We start from the raw sequence: 14,121 nt of genomic DNA, 5'->3' as shown, positions 1-14,121 counted from the left end.
ATATTAATAGTTTAGTTTAATTAAAAAATTATCGTTATTATATTGATTAAAATTAGTCAATATAAATTGATCTATTTGTATTTTCAAGTAATCCGAAGATTGTCCTATAGCTGCAGATATTTCATCTAAGTACTTATAATCAATGACTACCTTATCAAGCGGTGGTTTTCCCACATCAGGATTATTTATTTTTTTAAAATGTTTATCTATTGAACCTAAAAATCCTGTGCTTTTATTATTCGGAATATATTCTCCTAGCCAATTATTATAAAAACGATTTATATCCTGTTGTTGTAATAGTTTTTGAGGTAAATCGAATTTAATACCTAAAGGATCTAAACTTTGACTATTTAAAGTTCCTCCTTGCATTATTATATCTCCTGCTTCATTAATTAATGATCCTTTTGCTTTTCCACCATATTTTAATTCTATTTCAATAAAACTATCAGTCTCATGTAAACGATAGAATTGATTTGTAGCCATATCTTTAAAATTAGGCGGTAACATTTCCGCTCTTCTATTGTTAAAATAATCTATATGATGTGTTGCGTCTGGATATTCTAATAAGCGATCAATATGTACTTTTGCATTAGATTTTATCATATTAAAACCTTCATCAGAGCATTTACCATATCTCTCCACAAATTTAAGCGTTCCGTCTTTCTTTAATTGTAAAAAGATTGAACTTAACACCGGCTCATCATAATATCGAAACCAAGATTTCACCAAAGTAACATCATCTGCAAATTTAGTATAATACGCAGCTCCAATATCGTCAAAAGTTTTCAAAAATGCGGTAATGGATTCTGGTGGAGCTTGAGATTCTATCAATGCTTTATATACATTCTTCAGATTGATATCATCATAAAGACTAACTAACCGATTCGCAACATCTGTATTCTCCAAAAATTTTATATTATTGGATAAAGGAATATCTCGAGTAGCCATTATTTTCCAACCATTCATCATTTCTGGTGTTTTGAACCGTTCTAATCGAGCAACATCATATCCAAAATCTTCAACAAATTTTGCACGTAATGTATCTGTCCAATTTTCCGCTTTCTCCCACCATAATTTAAATTCCTCAGAAAATAGTTTACTATTCTTAGGATCTCGCACATACGTCCAAAAAGTATTGGTAGCCTCTACGCTTTCTCCAAGTGGAGCTGCAAACCTACGAAGTATTTTAGAAATATCTGGATCTAAAGTATTCGCGAGAGGTGAGTCCAGTATCTGTTTTGCAACATTTTTGACTTTACGCGCAGCCACAAAATCCAATACTCCTCCCACAAGCCCGATATACATAAACAAATCGGCCATTTTTTGATAATATTTGCATTTATCTTGATCATATTTGCTGTTAGTAACTTCACATACTTCCTCGACTTGTTTGGCATAGTTGTAATAAATAGACGCTAAACCAGCGGTAATCTCCACTGCTGCAGCAAAACCATGCGAAAGTTCTAACCGTAAAAGAACAGCTTCCGCTTCGGTAACAGCTAATCGCCCTGTAATAGCTCTTCCAAATTTGGTTAGTTGGAGGATATACCTAAGTTTAGTCAAATTAGCTAAAGGAATTAAAGTCAAGGCAATATCTACTCCAATTTGTATACCTGTTTTAATATTATCGGTCACTTTCTTGTCATCGATATACTTGAGATAGAAAAGCGGAATAGCCATCTCCTGTTGACCATTAATATAGATTTCCATTATTTGTTGGTCACCACTTATACTTTCTGTTCCCATCAATAATATGCAACGAAACATATGGAAGGCCTCTTCTTTATGTGTTTCTGTATCATCATCTAGTTTGACTACAATCTGGCTCTTATCAAATTCAAAGGAATAATTAGTATCATTGAAAAACAACCAAGCCGTACTTGTCTTGTAATTGATGGAAATTGGTTTGTTATCTTCTTTCCCTATAATATCATCATCTGATAGTAAATTATTGGGATTATAAGAGCTACGCAACCAAACTTTATACATCTCGTTCATAAATCCATCTAGATTATTGACACCAACCAAAAAATGGCTATTCTCAATACCTTTATATAAGAGTTCAAACAAGGTTTCTCTATCAGAGGTTTGTGCTTTAGCTAGTTCGTTTAAAAAAAGGTTCTCTTCTCCTGTTTGAATTGTCCGAACAATCTTGATAACGATTGCTTCTCTATTTATGCCGCCAAAAGCAGTCCTTACCTCACCCTGTACCGCATCATCAAGGGTAATTCCCACGATTTCCACCCTTTCATCAACAATTACTTTAAGTATTTCTAACCGTTTATTTAATGGTACGATACGTAATGCTGACTCGGACAAAATATGTCCAAATAGTAGCAACGCATTTTTCTCACTATTGCTGTTTAGGTAAAGTTGATTTTTATAAACAGTTTCAAAGAATGAGTCAAAATTGGTTTTGTATGCACTAAGCATTTCCAAAGATGTTTCTGTATGTATCAGTTCATTTTTCCAATAATTAGATTGTGATACGATAAATTCATTGAATGCATTGTTTTTATTCAAAATTGGAAATATACTTTGCTCGATCTGATCAATAACCAAAGCAATGGATGCAAGTATTCCGACTGCCTGACCACGTTCACTACTCTTGATATTGAGACTTCTTGTAACAACATCAATATTATTGGCATAGTAAGATCTTGCTGTATCTCCCAATTCATATGATACTGGCTCCTTTTTTGCACTTTCTGGAATCACCAATTGACCATCATTCTCATCATATACTGATTCACCTTGATAAAGCCAAGTAACTTCCTGTGATTCGAACTCTTTTTTGTATGGCGGTTCGGTATTAGCTCGTACAAGCTTGATTGTATCTTTACTGATAATGGCATCGGATAAAACATCAATATCAAATTTCTGCTTAGTTATTAACGTAGCGTGATCTAGTTCACCCGAAAGATATTTTAAAAATTCTTTTTCAACATAAAACCCTGCTGTTACAGTGTGTACTTTCTCGTCTCCATTGTCTTTGTTTAACACTACTTGTTTTTGATAATCTCCTTTACGAAAATCACGAGCTTCAAAATATCGATAGAAATCTTCTTTATATTTAAAAGCGACTATGACACCCGTAAAAACATGATACTTCTCCTCACTCAGATCATCTATATTCTTGATCTTATATCCTAAGTTTAATATTCCTGCTAATCCCATCGTCAATTCATATTAAAAGTTACAAAACTATTATTCGACTGCACATCCTTGAACAGATCCTGAATACTGCTTGCATACTGAAATGAAAAATAGCAGTATTGATCGATCGTGTAGACCACGATATCTTCATCGATGCTTTGCAGTTTAAGTTGTCCATCTGCAGTTTCTCCAGATAAAGCCAATCTAAATTTTTTGTATTGCACATTTTCTATTGACAGAAATTGATTTCCTGCCCCATGTAGATCCAATAAGATCAGCTGAACATTATGCAATGCTGCTATTCCCATAGCGGCGATCAAACGATCGTTTTCAGTTTTTGTCAATCCAATCTGGATACGATTGACTCCCTTACCATCAATAGATACTAGGGAAATACCAGGGATGTTGAGCTGATTGTCACTGAAATAGCTAAAGTCAAAATAGCTTCCTGAATCAGCATGGAAAAAGTCTCCGCTGTTCGAAGGCAATAATGACGAAGAGCTCGTTCTCGTATCCGGTAATGTACGTTCACTACCTACTGCTGAATATAAGGCATCTACGGCTTCAGCGACATAGGTCACCCGATGCAAATCGCCCATATAACGCGATGTATCGCGTGTAATAACGGTCTGTACAGCCCATATTCCTCTTTGTTCCTTATCATAATAAGGACTCATCAATTTTAGCTTCTGTATAGCTAATAAGGAATTGTGTGTTTCTTCGCTCGACTTGAACACCGATGCGGCGTTGATTTGATCAAAAATATCGTTTACATTGCCGATGGTTGCATTTCCAAAAGCTAGATCATCTTCTACTTGATAGGTGTATGTTTTACCTCTGTACAATACTAAATCAAATGTTGCAATGGGAGACTTAGCTCCATTATTACCGATATTGGTATGCAAGAGTGTAATCGGCTTGCAGTATGATGGTAAAATCTCGTTTACAGCTACAGGAATTGATAAATCTTCAAGAGAAATGAAACCCTCTTTTGTCGAAGAAAGCAAGTTCCCGGCTTGCGCATAAAATGCGACATTCTTATTGTAGTCGATAGGAAACTGTAAAACCAATTTGTTTTCGTTCGCATCATGATTTTGAATTTGACTATCGATTAAGATTGGCCAACCATTTTCCGCATAGTTGCTTTCCACAAGCGCTGTATCTGTGCTACCTTTCAGTAAGCTAAAGACCGTACTTTCCCCCACATTATAGTTGTTATAGAAATTGTAAGAGCGCCCTCGATCGCTTTGGATATAGAGGTAAACGTTATTCTTCGTTGAAAGGTTCTGCAACAGATTGTTGTAGATATTTGCTCCATTAAGCTTACCCAATACGGTATCAACAGTTCCTCCGTTAGCATGATAACCATAGAATGCGGCGATATCCAAAAATTGAAAGATTTGTTCTTTTTTCAGTTTCTTTTGATAAGCATCACTTATGGTCGCGATATTAATTTCTACCTTCTTGGCACTTGCATAAGCGATATCTAATCGAAACAGACTTTCATCTTGTGGATTTTCAAAATCCCCATAATCTAGCACCACATCAATGCCACATTCACCAGATTTAAACTGTCCCAAAGATTTTCCCATATCGATCATGGGCAATTCATAGGCATCGTTTTCTGTTGTAATTCCAGCATCACTAACAAGAGATGAAGTCTTAAAGAATACAGAGGACAATAATGTGTCCATTTGAAAGCCGGCGTTGTATCCAATATATTCGGCTTTAAATTCTGGGGTTTCCCCCTGTTTGTACAAACTTGTAAAACTCTTCTGTATTGTTTGTATGAAATCGGAAGTATCTGGCCCTTCGATTACTAGAGGGGTTGAATCTTGTGTAAAAAATTCAGATCGTTGTAGACCTCTATAAACAAAATACTTGATCTTTACACCAGCTATAGGCTGTGTATATGGTTTTAAAATTAAATTGACAGTATCTGACTCAGCTCCCTGCTGAGGTAAGATAAAGACTACACCTTTACAAATGGCATAAGCCATACTGGGTGAGCTGACATCAAATGAAGCTGTTACCTGAAATCTATTTTCATCAACAACTCCAAATGCTTGTTCTTTACGCTGGGAAATCAATTCCCCCTTGGCGACAAAGAAGTATGAATTATCGTTACTCATTGTTATCTTATTTTATGTTAACTATTTAACCATTTGGTCATCTTTGCGTTATCGTCATAAGGCAAATGAAAAGAATGCGAACAGCTAATTCTTTTTAACATGTCCAACTTTCTTACGGAGTTCGAACCCGATGATATCCATTATTGGTCTTATATTTTCACTATGGAATACATCAACGATGTACTTCCAATAATGAAACAGTAAATCTATTTCCTTTAGATAAAGCAAATTTAGTGAGCAAGTGAGGGTAAAACTTACTGAAATTGTGTGTTTTCTCTCGGTATCTGAGAACTACCGAAAAGTCGGGAAATAAATGGGTAGGTATGAATCAGATTTATCTGTTTTTATTTCAATAACTTGATCATTCAGATGGTTGGCAATCAGAAGTACATAAACGTATTAAAGCTTCGGGCAAACGTTGCCCGAAGCTTCAATAGAAATAATAGACTATGTAAATCAGAAAATCTTTATTGAGAAAGCTCCCAGTCTAAATGAAATATCTAAGTCAAAGTCTCGTCAAAATTATTCTGATCATTATTCTCCAAGAGCTTGATCTATGATGCCATTCGGATCAACAATACATTTGCATTGCGACAAGTCTTGTCAAACATGTTTTGATTTTTACTTCAAATCAATCCGTTAAAACAGCTGTTTCCATCTGCTTTAACGAATCGATTGCATTATCTAGGCTATATTAATAAGCCACGGCATTATTGAATACCAATGCTGGTAAAGTCGCTGCGTCTGTCAAACGACCATCAGCCTGATTTAGACGATAAAGCGCGCCATTACGACCATCGGATTTATCGGTTTCAGTTCCTGCTGTTTGGCCCAATAGCATTTTTGCGGATGCACTTACGCTATTTGCCTTCGCATTCGGGAATTTGGCTAAGAAATCAGCCCCACTAAACGCTTGAGAGAACTTCATACCGGCTATTCCATTCGGCACATAATCAATTGGATTGTTGAATCCATAATCGACACCATCTGCCGCACAAGTAAAGGCACCATTCATACAAGTTACTGAAGGATAGCTATTCGGGAAGATCACATTCAGGTCAAAGGTTAACCCTTTACCATTTCCTGTGTTCACAACACCTTCTGCCGTAACCGATGTAACAATTGTAGACTCTGATCTGGCAATAGGTATCATCGTTGCCCATGCGATAGGATGCGATGTAAAACTAGTTTGTGTAAACATCCCACCTATAATACTGATGTTAGGAACATGCTTGAAGATATTCGGTTCAAACAAGATACGGTTACACTTACCAAACGTATATAGCGCAGTAGCAATTGTTCCATTGGCATTGCCAACATCTTTACCATTCCAGAACAACTCTCTACGGATCACAAAGAAACTGTTATACCCACTTGTGAAGTTACCGAAGTTACCATTACCAATAAAGTTGAACGCATGGCTGATATCGGTCAGATATTTATTTTTCCAAAATAAGGATACCGGAACGAAATCGTCTGTTCCATTGACAGATGAACTTCGGAAAGCTCCACCATCGATACCTTTGTAGTAGTCGAAACCTAAATAAGAATTCTTAAAGATTTCCCAAACAGATGTCAGATTCACAAAACTATCCAGGAAGCCTGTTTCTATCTTACGGAATCCACATCGGAAGAACGTTCCTGTCAATTCGGTCGGTTTAGTAATTTGACTTAGCATCGTAGCCGGGAAGCTCCATCTTAATGTGGTAATATTCCTTCCGAACTCATAGAATGTAGCGACCATTGTCTCCACTTCTGGTGTTTCCAATTGGAATCCACTCACAACAGTAGCATTTGGTAATCCAGCCAAGCTGTAATCCAAGTTTGTCAAGGTAGCTGATTTAACCTTCACAATTTCGACTACAAAATTATTGATCGATGGAGCCATATATCCTGCCGAACTTTTTGTCAAGGCTTCACACAATCTAAAATAGTTCACAGAATCACCTGTTGTAACCTTGATCTGATAAGTACCAGGTTCTGCATAAGTATGGTAAAACGTATTTCCAGCATCGATATAATGAATAGTACCTTCTGAATCGATCCATTGGTCATCGCCATTATAAACTGGAATATTCACAAGTTCTTCCTGACCATCGCCATATTCAAGTTTTGCTAATCCTTCTACCGTATCTGTACGGAGTAAAATCGTTGGTACTTTTGTATTGGCAACCGTCGTCTTTACCTTAAAGATAATATCTGCATTGTTCAGAATCGGGATCAATTGGATTTGCAACGCCTCATCCCTGTCCCCAATTCGGGCATAGCCACTTGCTGGCTTATAGTTGAGACGAGAGATAGACCAGTTGATCTCTGTACCCGGTCTTGCAATAATCGAGTTTCGTACTTCACCATTGATGATGACTTCTGCATCTGCAGGAACAACATCAATACTAAACGTATACTCTTCGTCGGTCAATAAGTTGACATCCCACCAGATCCAGCTGGAATCTTTAACCTTGATATACAGCTTCAGCAACTTGATGAAATAAACGTGCGAACCTGTTTCAAAATCCGCACCATAATTGGCGCGGAAAAAAGCTAGATCTGGTTCTCTGTCCAGTTCCGAATTGATAAAGAGTTCACTACCTGCACCTACTTCACCAATATGGTCGCGTAGGTTTTTTACTAATTCTCGCAGTTTTTCCCCCTGCGTTTTATTTAAATTGGGGTTGTATGTATGATTGGATTTAATAACATCCTCGATGTATTGATCCGTTATTTGTTCGTTTGCCATGTTATATTTATTAGGATTGATATTCTAATTAATAGAAAAAAATTCTTTAGTCATTCAAGAGTGCCATTTCAGCTGTTAGTCCAGAGATGACAATATCTGCATTGTTAGTGCTTCTATTAGCAATAAACTCAAAGCTTTTAAAATTTAAACCGCTAATGGAATCTGCTTCAATCCATCCTCCATCAACGACATGCCCTGAGCTGATAATAGATTTACCATTTATTGTTGTAGATATAGACAGATTTGTGTCATCTAACGTTCTCAGCGCCATTACTTCTATATGAAACTGCCTTGCTGTAGTATCATTCTCTTCTATCATATTAGAAAATAAAGTAAAGTAATATTTATTGTCTTTTTCATATCCTATACCATCTCCAAGATCAACAAATTCATATTCTACAAATGGTATGTATTTCATCCGAAGACTTACTATCCCAGCACTTTTTGGAGTAACAGTAGCTACAAACCTTAACCTTAAGAAACCTTTTTCATTAGGATTCGAATAGAAACGTTCAGGAACTTTAAAATCAAAACTTTCATATGTTCCATTGTTATTTAAGATTGACAGTGGAGTCCATGTATCTGTTTCGCTTTTATTTACAATAGGTGTTCTAGGTGCATCCAACAATTTAACTACTCCATTCATATCACTTGTCAAGCCATCAATACTTGTTTGTAATGGAGTAATCTTTCCATCAACATACTCTGTTGATGCGGAACCACTAGACCAAGTATCAAAATTCCCTATTGCGGTCTGGACATTATCTTTTTCCTCGACTGTCCAATTCACGTCTGATAAAACTTTATCTCCATCTTTATCAACTTTATTATCAATCGTCCCATTACTCTTCTCAATTTCCGTCTCTAATCGGTCACGAAGATCTTTCACTAACTTTCTCAATTGTACGCCTTGAGTGATTTGCGAATTTTCATCCATAATTTCATTCGCTTTAATCACCTGATCAACAATCGCATCCGTGATCGGCGCTTTGCTTATAATATCTGCCATAATTGTATTTTTTAATTTTTGTTAAACTTATTTATATTGTTAATTCACTTTCTTGTAGGCTATACTCACCCAAGGTATTGGTCACACTTAGTTTAAAGCGATAGTACAACGCATCGCCATCCGCATCCAGTCTTGGATATTCGGTTGTATTTATTGCATAATGCATCGTCTGATTGGTATCAGGAGCATGCTGTTCTGCAACCTTAACCCAGTTTCCATTGTTATTCATCTGGAACAGGTAGTAAGCATAATCTTTACCAATTGGTTCCCAAGTCAACTGTGAAGGATTCTCCATATAGGTCAATACCGCCCCTGCTGTCTTCCGTGTATCCGGAATCAGCATCTCGATAATTTCCGATGGCGCAGTAAGCACTTCTTCCAATGCTCCACCTTCATTCACTAGGGTACGTACACCTACAAAGCGGTAGTAATAAGTACTGCCATACGGAAATTCGCTCTTATCCGAAAACGTATCGATCAACGTATGCGTCAGGTCGGCTGGGTTATCGATTATCGCATCAATTGTCGCTTCGCTGCCTGAAAGACTTCTAGCTTGTTCCATCGAAGCAAATCGATACAAACGGATTTTCGTCACCTGATCTTCTTTCAAAAATGCATCTAGTGTAAAACTTACCAAAGGTGATAACCACTCCATATTTTCATTACTTTGCAACACATAGCTCTTGATCTTCGGAGCTTCACTTGCTACAGTCGATAGCACAGTCACAGGTCCCGCAAATGGACTCAAATTACCTGGTTGCAGTTTGGCATTGACTTCCACAGCAGCATAGAAATAGAGATTATTTGAATTACCATTTAAATTATAATCTGTAAATCGCAAGAACCAGCTGTTGGGCAATTGTGCATCTTGAAACTTCCGTACCATCGGGAAAGGATTAAACTTCGAATCATTTGGATCCATGAGTTTTCCATCGATATCCCGAATGGCTGGAATGGCATTTTCAGTTACCTGTCCTTCTTTGACATAAGTAAAGATTACAGGCTGTTCCGTAATCGGCATTAATGCCGACTGAATGGCTCCTATGTATTTCAGCTTTTTGATCTCCAAAGCATCGGTCGCAAGATCCAATCCTGTTTGATCAGGTATAGGGAATCCATATGCCTGAGGTTGTGCCTCAAACACGTTGTATTGCGTTGGATTTGCTGCATCAAAGACCTGATTGGCCAATTCGTAAAAACGCTGGTAATAATATGGGTCTTCAGTCAAGCCAGACAGTTGCTGCTGAATAGCCACAATCGTCTCCGGTTTGTACAACGCTTCCAAGATTTCCTGTTGATCTGTCCGATAAAAGACATATCCAAAAGGATTACGTAAACTACCGTTCGCATCTGAACCGACTGTGATGTCAAATGTAAACGCCGCACTTTTTGTCGAATCAGGACGTACTTTTTTCACTTCCAATGGTCCATCGACAGCTCGTCCTGCAAAGGCTCTTCTTCCCATTGTTTCATTCCCTTCACCTAAGGCTACTGGTTGCTCGATATCCTGTGGTTCATCATGACGCAAGGCAAATAATACCGTAGGCGTAGCAATACCAGAAGTAAAACCTTCTTGAATACGATCCTTACTGTATAACGTCAACAGCGTCTTGCGATCATTTTCTCCAGCAGTAGGCTCAATATGCGTCTTATTCAACTGACCTGAAAGCGGTTCATTGAAAAAGTATGCCCGATATCCAGGATGGAAATTGACTGTAACCAATTCTGTTACTGTTGCTGGTACTTGGATCGGTTTTTCGACATAAGTTGGATCGGCCACATAAAGCAACAATGGATTTAAGGACTCGATTCGGACAACTTGCAACTCCTTGATACTTTCACCACTAAGATCTGCTAATGGCATACGGATAATTCCTTTATACCACTCTACATGGGCAGGATTGACCGTATTTGGTGCATTCCTATTGGGTTGATCCGCTAGATAAGGAATATTAGTCTGCGGATGCGCTGGCAAAACATAATTCGGCAAGCGTACTTCATAATAGCCAGGTAACTGTTCGTTGGCTTGCAAATGTGCTCCAAATAAAGGTGTTACTGTTGCTTCATCGGTAATACCACCAACCCATAAATGCGTCTTATTTCCTTCGATATCGACACGAGTTTCAATCGTAGGTTGATTTACATCGGCAAAGTCAACCAATGGAATAGCTGCTTGGATGGGAGACCAATTGGCGTGCTGCCCTAAGTTTTCAATCGTTGTGAATTTATCACCACTCTTTGGTAACTGCCAACGTGTTGCAATACCGTAACTTGGAACTTCATCCTCATCCGAAACGATGTTTCCTACTCTTCGCTTGTACAGGATAATATCGACACCTGATTGTCCTGCTTCCACAGCTTTGACTCTAAAGTTTCCATCAGAAGTCGTCAGCACACTATCCTGAAAACGAAAGTGATCTGTCTCCGGAATGATCGGTGCCAACTGACTACCATCAATCAAAATGTGGGGTCCTGTCTTCAATCGAACTAATTCGCTTTCCCCTACAATTTCCTCTACGGATAAGAGTTTACCAACCAATTGTAGCGGCATTCGATCCAGGAATAAACCTTCGACTTGATCTGCACGGACAACCTCTGCCAATCGTTCTGGACTATGGCTCGAAAGATCTGAAATATCCATCATATCAAGCCAGTCAAAGGTAACACGGGTCATACCTGTATCTTGGTTCGGAAAAGCTTGTTTACGGCCTGTCAACCAGTTTTGCTCCGTCTGTGTGGTGAAGATAATCGGATCTTCTTCCTGTAGGTATTGTACAGTAACATTGCCAGGTGCCTGCAACTTATTTATCGCAGGAAATACAGTTTCGTCAGAAGATACTTCGTCACTGATAACCGATGCACGGCCAAACCAGTTGATCCCATAGATCGCATAGACATGCTCCCCATTTTCCGTCACAAAGTGTGTGTATAGACTTTCATCGTTGTCAATCACAGGCACCGTTTCCATTACACCTTCAGGATATGCTGGATCATAATCATAGTATATCTTCCCTCCGATTTCCATCGCATGTGTAATCTCAGGTTTCACATAACTCGAATCGCTTCCATTACGGTATTCTACGCCATAATAAACAGCTTTACTCTGTAAGGATTCGTTATGATTCATCTCCGTTGTCAGATCATCAAAGAACTGTAATTCTTTTTCTTCCGAGTGGTATTTTTCACGACCGATATTGATGACACGCATACGTGCAGTCTTGTTGTAACCTTTTGCATCCAACATATTGTTCAACGTACCCATGTTATTGGGAAACGTGTAGCTCACGGGACGTATGGCAGGTTTTTCGGGCAAACGCTCATCGTGGATCGAGGTCGGAATACTGGTATATTGATACACCGTTTCTTCTGTTGACACCAATGAGCTACGGTTACTGTACCGCAACTGATATACATATTTTTCACCTGAATCTGTCGCGGCATCCTGATCGATATGTCCCAATCCCAACATACGAGCAAAGTGATAATCTAACGCGATCAAATTGATCACATCCAAATTACTGATACGAATGGTTTCCATTTCAGCCACTGATGCATCGCGTTCCAATTCCTCTATGGCACGAAAATCAGTTTCGGACAATGTGAGGTACTTCCTGACCAAATCCTTAAGTGCTGGATCGTCAGCATCGCCACTCTGCCATTTATCTACATAATTAGCTGCACGTAGTTTGGTGCCCTCATTAAAATGTGGCCAGAGGTTATCAATCCGTTTGCTTGCATTTTCCAAACGATCCAACACCACCGCATCATTCAATGACAGACCAAATCCATTGCCTACTTCCATCCAGTCCGCTGCTTGTTTGTTGACCAATAAGCCTTCGTAAGTTTCGATCTGCACGCCTTTCAAGAACAATTCCTGCGCTTTTTTGACCCGTACATATTTAAGATTGTCAGCCATAAAAGTCACCATACGGCTGTGTTCAGCAGCGAGTATTTCGGTCGCATATGCCGTATGATCATCCGCATCCATAGAATTATTGGGTACTAGCCCCGATATCCCTTCCAGCTTGACGTGTTGACCTGCATCTGTGCCATTGGATAAACTCAATCCGATCTGAAAATAAGATTTACCGTGAACATCAATAGACAATACACCGTCATACTGATTGATGAAACCTTGTGGATCTTCCGAAGGATCAAAGGGACCCAGCAACTGATCGTAGGCTTCTTGATCTTCAAATACAATCCGCACATGGCTGGTACGGAGCTGCGTTCCTTGGGTTTCATTGATGGTATAAATCCATGTTCTATCTGCTGCAAGGATAACAGGTCTGTGTATTAAAAAATCAACAAACAGCTTATTTTCCTGGCTATAAGGGGTACGATAAATGTGTACAAAATCGTCTGTTTGATTGTATCCATTCAACGTCACAGACTTTCCATTGAAATAGTCGCCTTTAGGCAAATGATTGTGTCCCAGTTCATCTGAGAAACTCCAACGCAGATGTACTCCCTGCACTACTCCTTGTTGTCCATCAGAACCTGCAGCCTGTACCATCACACCATCCGAATTGTGGAAAGCGTTCGCTTCTAAATCCATACAAACTTGTATACCTAATTTTTTGATGGCTGCCTGTATTTTCCAAAAAACGGACAGAAAAACCACCAGGTCAGCATCCAACAGACGGAGTTGTTCCTCATTTAAGGTATATCCGCGTTGTTTGATCTCGTTCAGGATAAGTAAGATTGTTCGAAAGATCACGTTGTAAGAGGTACTATCAAAATCGAGGTAGCCTGCATAGAAATCGTCGAACAGAAAATCCTCCTCATCAAAATCGCCATGGAAATACTCGTCTGGTAATGGTGAGGATTCAGGAGCAACTTTGGCCAGTTCGGCATACAGGTAAATCGCATGTGTATACAGTTTTTTGAGTACATCGCTTTCCAATAGGCGAAACTGCTGCAATAGAGCTGGATGCATTTCAAATTTACCAGCTCTTTCGAGCTGGTAAATGCTATCTAGGCAGTTGGCAATGTTTCCATACGCTGCATGATAGGCGTGATAATTTATTACTTTAGTCATTTTTTTATCTATCTAAATGATTGATGAATTATTCTTTAATACTTTT

5 protein-coding genes are annotated in these 14,121 nt (G+C 38.5%); all 5 read right to left on the bottom strand.

The genetic code is table 11. From position 1 onward, the window contains the following. Positions 1-3: 3 nt before the first annotated feature. Positions 4-3,177, bottom strand: coding sequence for a hypothetical protein (locus tag LZQ00_RS00720; RefSeq protein WP_234511041.1), 3,174 nt, complete (start codon positions 3,175-3,177; stop codon positions 4-6). A 2-nt stretch (positions 3,178-3,179) separates the two neighbouring features. After that, positions 3,180-5,288, bottom strand: a complete 2,109-nt coding sequence (locus LZQ00_RS00715) for a hypothetical protein (RefSeq protein ID WP_234511038.1) — start codon at positions 5,286-5,288, stop codon at positions 3,180-3,182. A 694-nt stretch (positions 5,289-5,982) separates the two neighbouring features. Beyond that, positions 5,983-8,025, bottom strand: a complete 2,043-nt coding sequence (locus LZQ00_RS00710; protein ID WP_234511036.1) for a hypothetical protein — start codon at positions 8,023-8,025, stop codon at positions 5,983-5,985. A gap of 46 nt (positions 8,026-8,071) precedes the next feature. Continuing rightward, the gene (locus LZQ00_RS00705; RefSeq protein ID WP_234511033.1) at positions 8,072-9,034 is read right to left on the bottom strand and encodes a hypothetical protein; all 963 of its coding nucleotides are present in this window, start codon (positions 9,032-9,034) and stop codon (positions 8,072-8,074) included. A gap of 31 nt (positions 9,035-9,065) precedes the next feature. Further along, positions 9,066-14,075: a hypothetical protein gene (locus LZQ00_RS00700; RefSeq protein WP_234511029.1), complete on the bottom strand. Its 5,010-nt coding sequence runs from the start codon at positions 14,073-14,075 to the stop codon at positions 9,066-9,068. Positions 14,076-14,121 lie beyond the last annotated feature (46 nt).

Source organism: Sphingobacterium sp. SRCM116780, from assembly GCF_021442025.1.
GTDB lineage: Bacteria > Bacteroidota > Bacteroidia > Sphingobacteriales > Sphingobacteriaceae > Sphingobacterium.
The sequence above is the reverse complement of the archived record's forward strand: the minus strand, read 5'-3'. Positions and strand labels throughout refer to the sequence as shown.